Origin of the sequence: Desulfohalovibrio reitneri (genome assembly GCF_000711295.1) — a bacterium.
Lineage (GTDB): Bacteria > Desulfobacterota > Desulfovibrionia > Desulfovibrionales > Desulfovibrionaceae > Desulfohalovibrio > Desulfohalovibrio reitneri.
Genome location: NZ_JOMJ01000003.1, coordinates 1,836,005 through 1,851,214, shown reverse-complemented (window position 1 = coordinate 1,851,214; position 15,210 = coordinate 1,836,005). Strand labels below are relative to the sequence as shown.

General features: G+C 66.8%; 11 protein-coding genes. 9 read left to right on the top strand and 2 right to left on the bottom strand.

Features of this window, described 5'->3' with window-relative positions:
- Window positions 1-40: 40 nt before the first annotated feature.
- A complete protein-coding gene (locus tag N911_RS0109260) occupies window positions 41-2,962 on the top strand; it encodes an insulinase family protein (protein ID WP_029896470.1) in 2,922 nt (973 codons plus the stop codon).
- A gap of 75 nt (window positions 2,963-3,037) precedes the next feature.
- Window positions 3,038-4,060 (top strand): lipid A deacylase LpxR family protein, encoded by a 1,023-nt coding sequence (locus N911_RS0109255; RefSeq protein WP_029896468.1) that lies wholly within the window; start codon window positions 3,038-3,040, stop codon window positions 4,058-4,060.
- Window positions 4,061-4,305: 245 nt separating this feature from the next.
- On the opposite strand, the gene N911_RS0109250 is transcribed toward N911_RS0109255, so the two are convergent.
- Complete coding sequence (locus N911_RS0109250) at window positions 4,306-5,412, bottom strand: LeuA family protein (RefSeq protein ID WP_029896466.1); 1,107 nt, start codon at window positions 5,410-5,412, stop codon at window positions 4,306-4,308.
- 296 nt (window positions 5,413-5,708) lie between these two features.
- Between N911_RS0109250 and nifH the strand changes: the two genes are divergently transcribed.
- The 7 genes from nifH to N911_RS0109215 all read left to right on the top strand — a co-directional run bounded on the left by nifH (window position 5,709) and on the right by N911_RS0109215 (window position 11,940).
- Window positions 5,709-6,533, top strand: coding sequence for a nitrogenase iron protein (nifH, locus tag N911_RS0109245; protein ID WP_029896464.1), 825 nt, complete (start codon window positions 5,709-5,711; stop codon window positions 6,531-6,533).
- Between the two features lie 27 nt (window positions 6,534-6,560).
- Window positions 6,561-6,911 carry a P-II family nitrogen regulator gene (locus tag N911_RS0109240; RefSeq protein ID WP_029896462.1) on the top strand — a complete coding sequence of 117 codons (351 nt, stop codon included), beginning with the start codon at window positions 6,561-6,563 and terminating at the stop codon, window positions 6,909-6,911.
- Window positions 6,911-7,285: a P-II family nitrogen regulator gene (locus N911_RS0109235; RefSeq protein WP_029896460.1), complete on the top strand. Its 375-nt coding sequence runs from the start codon at window positions 6,911-6,913 to the stop codon at window positions 7,283-7,285. The genes N911_RS0109240 and N911_RS0109235 overlap by 1 nt, the downstream gene beginning before the upstream one ends.
- A gap of 30 nt (window positions 7,286-7,315) precedes the next feature.
- Window positions 7,316-8,974, top strand: a complete 1,659-nt coding sequence (gene nifD / locus N911_RS0109230; protein WP_029896458.1) for a nitrogenase molybdenum-iron protein alpha chain — start codon at window positions 7,316-7,318, stop codon at window positions 8,972-8,974.
- 17 nt (window positions 8,975-8,991) lie between these two features.
- Window positions 8,992-10,377, top strand: a complete 1,386-nt coding sequence (nifK, locus tag N911_RS0109225; protein ID WP_029896456.1) for a nitrogenase molybdenum-iron protein subunit beta — start codon at window positions 8,992-8,994, stop codon at window positions 10,375-10,377.
- Between the two features lie 77 nt (window positions 10,378-10,454).
- Window positions 10,455-11,582, top strand: a complete 1,128-nt coding sequence (locus N911_RS0109220) for a NifB/NifX family molybdenum-iron cluster-binding protein (protein WP_029896454.1) — start codon at window positions 10,455-10,457, stop codon at window positions 11,580-11,582.
- Between the two features lie 43 nt (window positions 11,583-11,625).
- Window positions 11,626-11,940: a (2Fe-2S) ferredoxin domain-containing protein gene (locus tag N911_RS0109215; RefSeq protein ID WP_029896452.1), complete on the top strand. Its 315-nt coding sequence runs from the start codon at window positions 11,626-11,628 to the stop codon at window positions 11,938-11,940.
- A gap of 87 nt (window positions 11,941-12,027) precedes the next feature.
- Here the strand turns inward: N911_RS0109215 and N911_RS0109210 are convergent, their stop codons facing one another.
- Entirely contained in the window at window positions 12,028-15,207 is a 3,180-nt protein-coding gene (locus N911_RS0109210; protein ID WP_035104631.1) for an efflux RND transporter permease subunit, read from the bottom strand.
- Between the last annotated feature and the right edge of the window lie 3 nt (window positions 15,208-15,210).

Genomic DNA, 15,210 nt, shown 5'->3' with positions numbered 1-15,210 from the left:
TGCGCCTCCCAAGCATCGAATCAGAAAGGAGTTTGACCGCATGGCGATCAATGGATTCAGCCTCCTCCGCGAGGAGGAGATTTCCGAATATCAGACTGTCGCACGACTCTACCGGCATGACAAGACCGGGGCGCGCGTGCTCTCCCTGGCCAACGATGACGAGAACAAGGTTTTCGGCGCGGCCTTCCGCACCCCCCCGCGCGACTCCACCGGCGTGGCCCACATCCTGGAGCACTCCGTGCTCAACGGCTCCCGCAAGTATCCGGTCAAGGAACCGTTCGTGGAGCTGCTCAAGGGCTCGCTGAAGACCTTCCTCAACGCCTTCACCTTCCCGGACAAGACCTGCTACCCGGTTTCCAGTTGCAACCTCCAGGACTTCCGCAACCTGGTGGACGTCTATCTGGACGCCGCCTTCCATCCCCTCATCACCCGCCACATCTTCATGCAGGAGGGCTGGCATCACGAGCTGGACGACCCGGACGGCCCGCTGAAGCGGCGCGGGGTGGTCTACAACGAGATGAAGGGTGCCTATTCCTCGCCCGACTCCCTGCTGCACGAATACTCCCAGCAGGCGGTCTTTCCGGACCAGACCTACGGGCTTGATTCCGGCGGCAATCCCAAGACCATCCCGGAGCTGACTTTCGAACAGTTCCGCGAGTTCCACGAGACCTTCTACCACCCGGCCAACTGCTGGTTCCTTTTCCACGGCGACGGCCCGGAGGAGGACGAGCGGCTGTCCATCCTGGCGGAATACCTTGACGGCTTCGGCCCGCTGGAGCCGGAGTCGGAGGTGGCCCTGCAGCAGCGGTGGAGCGAGCCGCGCAGGGAGCGCAAGACCTACGCCTGCTCCGAGGACGGCGAGGACGAGCGCGGCTACGCCACCCTGGGCTGGCTGCTCTGCGAGACCGCCGAGGTAGAGGAGAACCTTGCCCTGCGCGTGCTGGAGGAGGTGCTGGTGGGCATGCCTTCCTCGCCCCTGCGCCAGGCCCTCATCGACTCCGGCCTGGGCGAGGACCTGGCGGGCATCGGACTGGAGGAGGAGCTGCGCCAGATGTACTTCTCCATCGGGCTGAAGGGCATCAAGGCGGACGGCCTGGAGGACACGGCTGGCCGCATGCAAGGCCTCGTCACGGACACCCTGCGCGACCTGGCGGACAACGGCGTGCCCGAGGATGTGCGCGAGGCCGCTCTGAATACCATTGAGTTCGACCTGCGGGAGACCAACACCGGCTCCTTCCCTCGCGGGCTTGCCCTTTGGCTGCGCTCCCTGACCACCTGGCTGTACGACGGGGACCCCCTGGCCATGCTGGCCTTCGAGGAGCCGCTTGGCCGCCTCAAGCAACGGCTGGCCGACGGCGAGCCGGTGTTCGAGAACCTCATCCGGCGCTGGTTCCTGGAAAACCCTCACGCCTGCCTGCTGACCCTCGCCCCGGACCCGGAGCTGGGCTCCAGGCGCGAGCGCGAGGAGAAGGAGGAGCTGGCCCGCGAACTGGAGGGCATGGACCAGGCCGAGCGGGAGCGCATCATGGCCGAAACCCGCGAGCTGCGGGAGAAGCAGGAGAAGCCGGACGACCCGGCGGACTTGGCCCGCATCCCCGCCCTGGGCCGGGAGGACATGCCGCCGGAGAACCGCGAGATCCCCTTTGCCGAGAGCGAAGAGCGCGGCGCGCTGGTCATGCGCCACGAGCAGCCCGCCGCGGGCATCGTCTACTTCGACGCCGGCTTCGACCTGAGCGGCATGGACGAGAAGCACCTGCCCTGGCTGCCGCTGTTCGGCCGCGCCCTGGTGGAGATGGGCACCAAGAAGCGCTCCTTCACCGAGCTGACCCGGGCCATCGCCGCCAAGACCGGCGGCATCGACCCGGCCATGATGCACTCCACCGATCTGGAAGGAACGCCGGTCTCCTGGTTCTTCCTGCGCGGCAAGGCCACCTCGGAAAAGGCCCAGGACATGGCCGAGCTCATGACCGAGGTGCTCACCAGCGCCGACTTCTCCGACGCCGAGCGGTTCACCCGCATGGCCCTGGAGGAGAAGGCCAGGCTGGAGCAGCGCGTCACCCCGGCCGGGCACCTCTTCGTGCAGAACCGGCTGCGCGGCTCGCTGACGCGGGCCGGACGGCTGGCCGAGCGCACCAGCGGGGCGGAGTACCTCTTCTTCCTGCGCGAGCTGTGCTCCCGCCTGCCGGATGAATGGCCGGAGATCCGCCGCTCCCTGGAGGCGGTGCGCGACCACCTGCTGACCCGCTCCGCCCGCGCGGCCAACGTCACGGCCACGGCCGAGGATCTGGCGGCCTTCGATCCGCACCTGGACGGCGTGCTGGCCGGGCTGCCGGGATTCGGCCCCGCCGAAGCGGTGGAGCGGCCGCCCATGCACGGCCAGGACGAGGCCCTGCTCATCCCGGCCGCGGTCAACTACGTGGGCAAGGCGGTCAATTACGCCGAACTGGGCATCGACCCCGGCCCGGCGGCCATGGCCGTCTCCCGCTGGCTGCGCATGGGCTATTTGTGGGACCGCATCCGCGTGCAGGGCGGGGCCTACGGCGCCTTTTGCGCCCTGGACGACGTGGAGGGCACCCTGGGCATGGTCTCCTACCGCGACCCCAACTCCGCCAATACCCTGGCGGTGTACGACGGCGCGGCCGACCTGCTGGCCTCCCTGGAGCTGGACAAGGCCGAGCTGGACAAGGCGGTGGTCGGGGCCATCGGCGAGATCGACGCCCACCACCTGCCCGACGCCAAGGGCTTCATCTCCCTCACCCGCAGGCTGACCGGCCGCACCCCCCAGTGGCGGCAGGAGAAGCGCGAGGCCGTGCTGCGGCTGGGCAACGAGGACTTCCGCCGCTTCGGCGAGGCCGCGCGCGCCCTGGCCGAGCACGGACGGGTGGTGGTCATGGGCCCGGAGCAAGCCGCCGGAGAGATCGAGGAGACCGGCCGCAAGCTGGAACGGCTCCGCATCCTGTAAGCGAAACATCGCGGGCGGCCGGGTTTTGGGCCCGGCCGCCTTTTCTTTTTCCCCGCCCGGAGCTACACCCTGTGCATGCGCGTCCTTCTCGCCCGACTCCCGCTCCTTGCCTGCCTGGCCGTCCTGCTTCTGTCCCAGCCAGCGCGCGCCGCCGAGACCGATTCCATGCTGCTGGTCTACTGGGAGAACGACATCTTCGCGGGCACGGACCAGTACTACACCAACGCCGTCCGCATGACCTGGCTGTCCGGCGACCTGGCCAGCTACGCCGATGACGAGCGGCTGCCGCAGTCCGTGCGGGAGTGGCTGGCGAGTCTGCCCTGGCTCAACCGGGAGGGGTTCGGCTACAACGTCGGCCTGTCCATCGGGCAGAACATGTACACCCCCACGGACATCACCACTCCGGACCTCATCGAGGACGAACGGCCCTATGCGGGTTGGCTGTACGGCGCGGTCTCCCTCAACCGCAAGAGCACGCGGTGGCTGCACGCGGTGGAGGCCTCGGCGGGCATGGTGGGACCGGCCTCCCTGGCCGAGCCCACCCAGAAGTTCGTGCACAAAGTGGTGGACTCCCCGGACCCCAAGGGCTGGGACAACCAGCTGGACAACGAGTTGGGGCTGATACTGACCTACCTGGCGGTCAACCGGCTGTGGAGCGTGGGCGGCGACGGCCTGGGCGCGGCCTTCATGCCCCATTTCGGGGCCACGGCGGGCAACGTCATGACCTACGCCAACGCCGGGGCAGAAGCGCGCTTCGGCTGGAACCTGCCCGCGGACTTCGGCTCCTCCCGCATCCGCCCCGGGGCCGGGGTGACGGCGGACGTCGCGCCCGGGGAGTCGCGCCCCTTCTTCAGCCTCTACCTCTTCGCCACGGCGGACGGGCGGGCGGTGGCCCGCAACATTTTCCTGGACGGCAACACCTTCGAGTCCAGCCACTCCGTGCCCAAAAAGAATTTCGTGGCCGACCTCAGCGCGGGCGTGGGCCTGCGATTGGGCGACCTCTTCGCCTCCTTCCAAGCCGTCCACCGCACCCCGGAGTTCTTCGGCCAGGACGAAGGGCAGAGTTTCGGCTCGGTGAACGTCGGCTGGACGTTCTAAACGCGTCTCCGCAAGCTCCCTACCAGGAAGGCCCAACTCCCTACCGTCGAAGGTAGGGAGTTCCCCTAAATCGCCGCATCGGCGACACAAAACCATGCAAATGGGGGTTTTCCCCCATTGAATACCTGTTCGGACGTGGAGTAGGTTTCGCCCACTTCCCCTCGAAACCGGGGGTGGCCCACGCGGAGCATATGGCACGCCGGGCCGCCCCCGGTTTCACTTTTTTCGGCTCGCTGTAAATTCGTTCAGCAAGCTCTCGCGGCCAACCGGGCCACCTCTCCGTCGTCCAGAACGCGGCCCATCCGCAAGGATTCGTCCCGCAATTCCGAGGTCAACCGCTCCAGATCTTCCGCCTCCGGAGCCATGCCCAATTCCTCCAGCTTGCGGCGCACCGCGGCCCTCCCGCTCTTTTTGCCCACGGCGGCGCGGCGGGCGTGGCCGGTCAGGGCCGGAGCCCACGGTTCGTGCAGGCCGGGGGCCTTTGCGGCTGTGTCCGCGTGCAGCCCGGACTCCACCCAGAAAAGCCGCTCGCCCACCACCGGGGCGTGGCCCGGCACCTCCATTCCCGCGGACCGGGCCGCCACCCGGCAGGCCTTCGTGATGGCCTCCAGGGCGTAGTCCCCGCGTCCGTCCAGGTTCAGCCGCATGGCAAGCCGCTCCGTGGCCGCGATTCCCGCCCGTTCGCCCAGGCCCAGGCAGGCGCAGTCGGCCGCGTCCGCCCCGCTGTCCAGGGCGGTCAGGGCGTTGGCCGTGGCCAGGCCCAGATCGTCGTGGCAATGCACGGCCAGGTCCAGGCCGGGCAGTTCGCTCCGGAACCGCTCAACCAGCCTCGCCGTCTCCAGGGGGGAGAGCGCGCCCACCGTGTCCGAGAGCCGCACCCGCCGCGCGCCGCCGTCGCGGGCCGCGCGCGCCACGGCCAGGGCGAATTCCGGATCGGCCCGGCTGGCGTCCTCCAGACCCACGGACAGATAGGCCACGCCCAACTCCTCCGCCTGGATGAGCAGCCTTTCCAGTCGGTGCACGAGTCCAGCGCGGGAGATGCGCAAGCGCTTTTCCAGGTGGGCGTCTGCCACGGGCAGGCCCAGGCAGACGCGGTCCGGCCGCAGGGAGGCGGCCAGCTCCAGGTCCGCCTCGGCCGCCCGGCACCATACGGATATGGCCTGCCCCTGTCCGGCGCGCTCCCTGCCTCTGGCCACCAGGCCGGGGGTGTCCGGGCAGCGTCCGGCCACACCGCATTCGATTTCCTCCACGCCAGCGGCCAGCAGGCTGTCCAGAAGCGCCAGCTTGGCCTCCGCGTCAAAGTAGACCCCGTATCGCTGTTCCCCCTCGCGCAGGGTGGTGTCGATGAGCATGCCGTTGGCCCTCCTTTTCCAGGCTTGTCGCCGGGGAAGGCAGCAAAATCCGGGCCCGCGCCGGATTCCGGGGGCTTTGGCCCGCCGCAACGCACACAAGCTACGAAAATGTAGGCCCGGACCTTTCACAAGTGTAGCCGCCACCCTTGCCGCGCCATGCGTGCCATGCGCCCATTTCGAGCAATTTCAAATTGTTAGACTGGATCTGTGGTTCTGGCACGCACCTTGCCCAAGTCATGTCCAGGGCGCGGACGTCGCGCCGGATTGCAAGCCACCAAACCCAATGGAGGGACACCATGCGAAAGGTAGCGATTTACGGAAAGGGCGGCATCGGCAAGTCCACAACCACGCAGAACACCGTGGCCGGCCTGGCCGAGATGAAGAAGAACGTCATGGTCGTGGGCTGCGATCCCAAGGCCGACTCCACCCGGCTGTTGCTGGGCGGGATGAGCCAGAACACCGTGCTCGACACCCTGCGCGAGGAGGGCGAGGACGTGGAGCTGGAGGACGTGTGCATCCCGGGCTACGGCAACGCCACCTGCGTGGAGTCCGGCGGCCCCGAGCCGGGCGTGGGCTGCGCCGGGCGCGGCATAATCACCTCCATCAACCTGCTCGAGCAGCTGGGCGCCTACAAGGACGACAAGGAGCTGGACTACGTTTTCTACGACGTCCTCGGCGACGTTGTCTGCGGCGGATTCGCCATGCCCATCCGCGAGGGCAAGGCCCAGGAGATCTACATCGTGGTTTCCGGCGAGATGATGGCCATGTACGCGGCCAACAACATCTGCAAGGGCATCGTCAAATACGCCGACGCGGGCGGCGTGCGGCTGGGCGGCCTCATCTGCAACTCCCGCAATGTGGACAACGAGGAGCCCATGATCGCCGAGCTGGCCCGCCGCCTGGGCACCAGGATGATCCACTTCGTGCCGCGCGACAACCAGGTGCAGCGCGCCGAGATCAACCGCAAGACGGTCATCGATTTCTCCCCCGATCATCCCCAGGCCGAAGAATACCGGACCCTGGCCCGCAAGATCGATGAGAACGACAACTTCATCGTGCCCACGCCGCTGCCCATCGAGGAACTGGAGCAGCTTCTCATCGAATACGGCATCGCCAACTAACCCCGAAGCCACCAAGGAGATAAACCCATGCTGAACATGATCCGGGCCATCGTGCGCCCAGAAAAAGCGGACGACGTGCTGGCCGCCCTTATGGACGCGGGCTATCCCGCCGTGACCAAGTTCTCCGTGGCCGGGCGCGGCAAGCAGCGCGGCATCAAGATCGGCGAAGTCACCTACGACGAGATCCCAAAGGTCATGCTCATGATCGTGGGCCAGGAGAAGGACCGCGACTTCGTCATCAAGACCATCATGGAAACGGCCCGCTCCGGCGACAAGGGCGCCTTCGGCGACGGCAAGATCTTCGTGGCCCCGGTGGAGGAGATGTACACCATTTCCTCCGGCGTGCGGGAAGGCGCGGAGCCGGCGGAGGTGGCCTGATGAAGGAAATCATCGCCGTCATCCGCATGGACAGGATGAACCGCACCAAGAAGGCCCTGACCGAAGCGGGCGTGGACGCCTTCTTCGCCCAGGAGTGCCAGGGCCGGGGCAAGGGCCTGGTCAACAGCCAGCTGCTGGAGGGTGCCGAGTCCGGCATCGAGGAGGCCGCCGAGATGCTTGGCGAGAAGGGCCGCCTCTACCCCAAGCGCATGGTCACCGTGGTGGTGGCCGACGACGAGGTCGGCGACGTGGTGGAGACCATCATCGAGACCAACAGGACCGGACGGCCCGGTGACGGCAAGGTCTTCGTCATGGACATCCCCGACGCCGCGCGCGTGCGCACCGGCGAGACCGGGACCAAATCCATCCAGTAAGCAACCGCGATCCTCGCGAGGGAGCCACTCATGGCAGTCAAGAAGAAGAAGGCGGTCTCCATAGACCCCACCGACGTGAAGCAGGAGCTTCTCAAGAAGTACCCGCCCAAGGTCGCCCGCAAGCGCGCCAAGCAGATCATGATCAACGAGGGCCAGGGCAGGACCCCGCCAGAGATCTCGGCCAACGTGCGCACCATCCCCGGCATCATCACCATGCGGGGCTGCACCTACGCCGGCTGCAAGGGCGTCATCCTCGGGCCCACCCGTGACATCGTCAACATCACCCACGGCCCCATCGGCTGCGGTTTCTACTCCTGGCTCACCCGCCGCAACCAGACCGACGCCACGGGCGACGAGAAAGAGAACTACATGACCTACAGCTTCTCCACCGACATGAACGAGAACGACATCGTTTTCGGCGGGGAGAAGAAGCTGGCCCAGGCCATCCAGGAGGCTTACGACGCCTTCCATCCCAAGGCCATCGCCGTCTTTTCCACCTGCCCGGTGGGCCTTATCGGCGACGACGTGCACTCCGTGGCTCGGGAGATGAAGAAGAAACTCAATGAGCAGAACCCGGACAACCCGGTGAACGTCTTCGCCTTCTCCTGCGAGGGGTACAAGGGCGTCTCCCAGTCCGCGGGCCACCATATCGCCAACAACCAGATCTTCACCCACGTCGTGGGCGAGCAGGACAAGGGCGTGGAGGGCGAATACCGCATCAATCTCCTGGGCGAGTACAACATAGGCGGCGATGCCTTCGTCATCGAGGACATCATGGAGCGATGCGGCATCACCCTGGTCTCCACCTTCTCCGGCAACTCCACCTACGAGCAGTTCGCCCGGGCTCACACCGCCGACCTCAACGCCATCATGTGCCACCGCTCCATCAACTACGTGGCCGAGATGATGGAGGAGAAGTACGGCATCCCCTGGATCAAGGTGAACTTCATTGGGGCCGAGGCCACGGCCAAGTCCCTGCGCAAAATCGCCGAGTACTTCGGCGACAAGAAGCTGAAGGACCGCGTCGAGGAGGTCATCGCCGAGGAGATGGCCGCCGTGGAGAAGGCTCGCGACGAGGTGCGACCCCGCACCGAGGGTAAGACGGCCATGCTCTTCGTGGGCGGCTCGCGGGCCCACCACTACCAGGAGCTGTTCGCAGAGATCGGCATGAAGACCCAGGCCGCGGGGTACGAGTTCGCCCACCGCGACGACTACGAGGGCCGCCGCGTCATCCCGGACATTAAGATCGACGCCGACTCGCGCAACATCGAGGAGCTGGAGGTCTGCCCGGACGAGCACCGCTTCCAGCCGCGCAAGTCGCCCGAGGAAATGGCCGAGCTGGAGAAAAGCGGCGAGTTCTTCAGGGAATACGAGGGCATGATGGCCGACATGGAGAAGGACACCCTGGCTGTGGACGACCTCAACCAGCACGAGGCCGAACGGCTGGTGGAGATCTACAAGCCGGATCTCTTCTGCGCCGGCATCAAGGAAAAGTTCTCCATCCAGAAGATGGGCGTGCCCATGAAGCAGCTGCACTCCTACGACTCCGGCGGCCCCTACGCCGGGTTCGAGGGCGCGGTGAACTTCTACCACGAGATTGATCGCCTGGTGAACTCCAAGGTCTGGTCCTTCATGAAGGCCCCTTGGGAAGAAAACCCCGAACTGACCGGTTCCTACGTCTGGGAATAACCGGCTGGAGCGACGACATGACCCTGCTCAGACATACACCCGAGGAATTCATCGAGCGCAAGGCGCTGACCATCAACCCGGCCAAGACGTGCCAGCCCATCGGGGCCATGTACGCCGCCTTCGGCATCAAGGGCTGCCTGCCCCACTCCCACGGCTCCCAGGGTTGCTGCGCCTACCACCGCTCCACCCTGACGAGGCACTACAAGGAGCCCGTGGTCGCCTCCACCTCCTCCTTTACCGAGGGAGCCAGCGTGTTCGGCGGCCAGGCCAACCTCCTGCAGGCCATCGTCAACATCTTCAGCGTCTATGAGCCCGACGTCATCGCGGTGCACACTACCTGCCTGTCGGAGACCATCGGCGACGACATCTACCAGATCGTTGACAAGGCCCGCAGCGACGGCAAGATCCCAGAGGGCAAGACCGTCATCGGCGCGCCCACCCCGTCCTACGCGGGCTCGCACGTCACCGGCTACGCCAACATGGTCAAGGGCATGGTCAAGTGCCTGGCCAAGCGCACCGGACAGAAGAACGGCAAGATCAACATCATCCCCGGCTTCGTGGAGCCCTCGGACATGGCCGAGCTGAAGCGGCTGGCCGGGCTGATGGGCGTGAAGCACATCCTCTTCCCGGACACCTCCGGGGTGCTCAACGGCCCCCTCACCGGGGAATACGACGTCTTCCCCAACGCCGGGGTCACAGTGGACGAGCTGGCCTCCACGGCCGACTCCGCCGGAACCCTGGCCCTGGGCGAATGGGCATCGGCCGAAGCGGCCCGCTACCTGGACAGCGAGTACAAGGTGCCCTGCAAGGTGCTGGACCTGCCCATCGGCTTGGCCGCCACCGACCGCTTCATCGACGCCCTGCGCCAGATAGCCGGGGCCAACGTTCCCGGAGAGATCGACTTCGAGCGCGGCCAGCTGGTGGACCTCATCTCCGACATGCACCAGTACTTCTTCCACAAGAAGGTGGCCATCGCCGGGGACCCGGACCAGGTCATCTCCCTGGTGGAGTTCATGCGCTCCGTGGACATGCTGCCCGTGCACATCGTCACCGGCACGCCGGGCAAGCGCTTCCAGAAGCGCATCGACGAGATCATGGAGGCCACGGACATGCACGCGCCCTACAACGTCAAGGCCGGCGGCGACCTCTTCCACCTGCACCAGTGGATGAAGGCCGAGCCCGTGGATCTGGTCCTGGGCAACACCTACTGCAAGTACATCGCCCGCGACGAGGACACTCCGCTGGTGCGCCACGGCTTCCCCATCCTGGACCGCCAGGGCCACCAGTACTTCCCCACCGCGGGCTACAAGGGCGGCATCCGGCTGCTGGAGCAGATCCTGAACGCCCTGCTGGACCGCATGGACCGCGATTCCACCGAGGAGTCCTTCGAACTGGTCTACTGACGCCATCCAACGGGACGGCCCCGCGCCGGGGCCGTCCCCCTCCTTCCAGGCAAACCACCCGCGCCAAAGGAAGAACCATGCCCGACACCCGCCACCAGTGCGCCACCGCCAAGCCTTGCTCCCGCAGGCCCCTGCGGCTGCCCGTGGGAGTCCGCGCCCTGGCCGGGCCACGCTACGCGGCCCGGGACGAGCCGGACGGCGAGGCCGCCTCCCCAAGCCAGGCCGTGGCCCTGGCCGAGGCCTCGGTGAACATGGGGGCCCCGCCCTCGGTGTTCTCCCTGGTGGGACCCGGCGACCCCCTGGCCGACCCGCAGCGCACCCTGGACACCGTGCGCGCCCTGTGCGCCATCTATCCGGACGTGCCCGTGTCCCTCTTCACCTGCGGCCTGGGCGCGGCCGAACTGGCGACGGACCTGGCCAGCGCCGGGGTGAGCCAGGTGGGGCTGGCCGTGTCCACCCGCCGCGCCGAGACCTGCCGCGCCTTCCACAACTGGATTCGCCCAGCCAAGCGCAACCTGCACCTGGACGAGGCCTGCCCCCTGCTGCTTCGGGCCCAGGACGAGGCCCTGGCCGCCCTGACAGGGGCGGGCATCGCAGTGAAGGTGGACATGGTGCTGGCCAAGGGCGTCAACGAGGACGAGGCCGGGGAAGTGGCCGCCTGGGCCGCCGAGGGCGGGGCCAGCGCCATGGCCGTCCACCCGGCGCGCTCCGGCGAGGGCGAGGCCGATCCAGGCCCCGAAGCCCTGGAAACGGCCAAGGCCGAGGCCGCGCGGCACATCGACCTCATGGAGCCGGACTTCTCCCACGACAGCGGCCGGGAACCCCTGGCCCCGGACGAGTCCACCCTCTACGACGCCTCCAAACCCCACCTGGCCGTGGCCTCCTCCGACGCCTCGGCCGTGGACACCCACCTGGGGCAGGCCGAGCACCTGCTCATCTACGAACTGGTGGAGAACATGATCACCCTGCGGGAAAAACGGACCGCCCCGCCCCGGGGCGGAGGCGACCGGCGCTGGCAGACCCTGGCCGAAACCCTGGCCGACTGCCGCGCCGTGGTGGTGGCCTCGGCCGGGGAAAACCCCGCCCGCGTGCTGGGCCGCAACGGCGTGCCCGTCCTGGTCGCCCCCGGACCCATCGAATCCGCCGCCGCCCGCGTATTCGGCGTTACGCCCAACGCGGGCAAACTGCCCAAATCCATGCGCTGACCCGCGTCATCCACCCTCACACCCAGCCAAATAAGGAGCGCCCATGGCCACCAAGCCCACCTACCACATCCTCCTCTGCAATTCCTTCCGCGCCAAAGGGGAACCCAAAGGCGTCTGCCACAAAAAGGACGCCGTGGACCTGGCCCAGTACATCGAAACCGAAATCCTCGACCGGGGCATCGACGCCCTGCTCACCACCACCGGCTGCATGAAGCAGTGCGACGACGGCCCCGTCATGGTCGTCCAGCCCAACAACTGGTGGTACAAGACCGTGGACTCCGAAGAGACCGTGGACGAAATCCTCGACGCCCTCGAAGACAACGAACCCTGTGAGGACCGCCTGCTGTTCGAGGCGTAGGGGGAATGGTTGGAGCGGCACCACGGCGCTCCTCCAGCGAAACGGGGAAACCGGCGGTGGACGGGTACGGCCCGTTCACCGCCGGTTTCACGTTTCGTCGCCGTGCTCCTCCCCTCTGGTCTTGGAGCCGAAGCGTTCGGCCAGGCCGATGAGGAGGTCCCATTCGATGGGCACGATGAAGAGGGTCAGGAAGGTGGCGGTGAAGAGGCCGGTGACGAAGGTGGAGGCCATTGTGCCCCAGGTGGTGGAGTAGGTGGGGATGCCGATGGCCATGGGCAGCAGGCCCAGGGAGGTGGTCAGGGTGGTCAGCAGGATGGGCCGCAGCCGCACGCGGATGCCTTCGCGGATGGCTTCCTTGCGGGAGAGGCCGGAGCGGTAGCCCCGGTTGATGAAGTCCACCAGCACCAGGGAGTCGTTGACCACCACGCCGGTGACGCCCACGGTGGCGATGAAGGAGTTCACGGTGAAGAGGCCCTGAGTGAGGAATTTGCCGAAGACCACGCCGATGAGGGAGAAGACCACGGCCGAGAGGATAATTGCCGGCTGCAGGTAGGAGCGGAACTGGGTGGCCAGGATGAGGTAGATGGTCAGGATGGCCACGCCGAAGGCGTAGAAAAGCGAGGTGAAAGAGCGCTGGGTGGACTCGAATTCGCCGGCGAAGGAGAGTTCCGCCCCGGAGTAGTCCTGTTTTATGCTCTGGAAGTGCTCCCGGCAGGCGTTGACGATTTCCGGCGTGGACACGGGCGAGCCCTCCGCCAGGTTGGCGGAGATGGTGATGGCCCGGTTGTTCTGGTAGCGGTTGAGCTTGTTGGGCTCCTCGTATGTCGCCAACTCGGCCACGTCGCCCAGGCGCACCGGCCCCGAGGGGTGCTGCACCAGGGGGATGTCCAGGGCGCGCTGGGGCTGGGGCAGGAAGCGCTCGTCCACCTTGAGGCGCAGGTCCACGTCCTCGTCCTCGGCCCGGAACTCGCCCACGAACCTCCCGTCCAGGATTGACCCGGCCAGCGTGGCCACCCGGCCGGTGGTCAGGCCGTACTCCCTGGCCCGCCGCTCGTCCACGCGGAAGCGCAGTACCCGGGTGGGCTGTCCCCGGTTGTCGGTCAGGTCCACCATGTACTGGTTGAAGTCCGCCTCACGCAGGAAGCGTTTCATCTCATTGGTCAGGGCGTCCACGTTGTCCGGGTTGGGACCCACCACGCGGATGGTCACGTCCTTGCCCGTGGGCGGTCCGGCGGGTTCCGGACGCACGCGGATGTCCCACCCGCCTTGTTGCAGCGGGGCGAGCTTGTCGCGCATGTAGTCCAGGTGGCGGCCCACGTCGTTTTCCGGATTGTCCGGAAAGCGCCACTGGGCCTTGCGGGGCAGTTCCACCGCGATGTGGCCGAGGTTGGAGCCGAATACCTGTTCGTAGTCCTCGTCGGTGTAAAAGCCCGCCAGGGCGGTGGCGGAGACCCAGGCGCTCCCCTTGTCCCCCTCCATGATTTCGCGGGAGAGCCGCTTGAGCTTGGCCGATGTCTGTTCGGTGGAGGCGGTGGTGGGTCCTTCCACGTCCACGAAGTAGACGTAGTACTCCTCCGGGAAGAACTCGATGCGCACGAAGGACGCCTTGCCGGTGATGGACAGTACCAGCATGGCCATGGCCACCACGAAGGCCACCAGGACAACCCCCAGGGAAGTGAAGCGGAAGCGGGTGACGAAGGCGGTGATGCGGTCCGTGGCGCGGGAGAGAACGCGCATGATCCAGCGCCGTTTCTCCCCGGAGTGCTGCTCCGCCTCGCGCTGGGCCCACTTGGCCCCGGGCCAGTCCACAAAGTGCGGTGGCAGCACGATGAGGCACTCGAAGAGGGAGGCGGCGATGGCCACGGAGACGGCTATGGGGATCTGGGCGAAGAACTCCCCGGTGGAACCGCTCATCATGAGCATGGGCATGAAGGCGGCCACGGTGGTGGATGTGGCCGCCAGAACCGGAGCGGCCACCTCGGAGGCACCGCGCACCGCAGCCTTGCGCAGGGACAGGCCCTCCTGCAGGTGGCGGTAGATGTTCTCGATGACCACGATGGCGTCGTCCACGATGATGCCCGTGACCAGGACGAAGGAGAAAAGGGTGATCTCGTTGAGGGAGAAGCCGCCCAGCCACATGAAGATCATGGTCACCAGGAAGGCGAAGGGGATGCCCACCACGGTGAGGATGGCGTTGCGCAGCCCCATGAAGGCGAAGATGAGGAGAAAGACGAGCAGGATGCCCAGCAGCAGATTGTTGCCCAGGGTGGACACGGCGTCGTCTATCTGCACCCGCTGGTCGCGGGTGAGGACCACGTCCACGCCTTCCCCCTCCAGGCCCGGCCGGAAGCGCTCCACCACCTCCTCCACCTTGGGCACGATGTCCAGGGCGTTGCCGTCCCTGGTCTTTTTGACGGTCATCCGCACCGCGTCGCGGCCGTTGACCGAAGTGACCACGAAGGGCTCCCGGTAGTCCATGCGGGCGTCGGCCATGACGTCGCCCACGGTGAGGAAGGAGCCGTCTCCGTCGCGGCGGATGACGGTCCCGGCCACTTCTGAGCGGGAGCGGAAGCGCTCGTCCACCCGCACCACGAACTGCCCGCCATCGTTCTCGTAGTCGCCCGCGGGCACCGAGAGGTTGGCCGCCTCCAGCGCCCCGGCCACCTCGTCGAAGGTCACGCCGAACTTGTCCAGCCTGCGCGGGTCCAGGGTGACGTGGAACTCGCGGGTGTAGTCGCCCTGGATTTCCACTTCCTCCACGCCGGGGATGCGGCGAAGCTCCAGCTTCATCTCCTCGGCCATGAGGGACAGCGCCCGGTTGGAGCGGTCACCCACCAGGTTGACCACCACCACGGGCAGCCACTCCGAGACGTCCACGTAGGTGAAGGTGGGCGGGTCGATGCCGTCGGGCAACTCGTTCATGTTGGACAGGACCTTCAGGCGCAACTCGTCGTACAGCGCCTGGTAGTCCGAATCGTCGATGAACTTCACCGTGACCATGGAGCGTTCGCGGTGGGAGACGGACTGGATGAACTCCACCTGCTCCAGGTCCTCCAGCGATTCCTCGATTTCCCGCGTGACCAGGGATTCAATGTCGTCGGGCGAGGCGCCGGGCAGGATGGTGGTGATCTGCACCTTGCCCATGGAAACATTGGGATAGCGCTCCACGGGCAGGTCGAAGAGGGCGATGCCCCCCACGATGATGCACAGCACGAAGAGCAGGTTCACCAGGACGACCTGGCGGAGGAAGAAGCGGAAGAAGGCCACGGC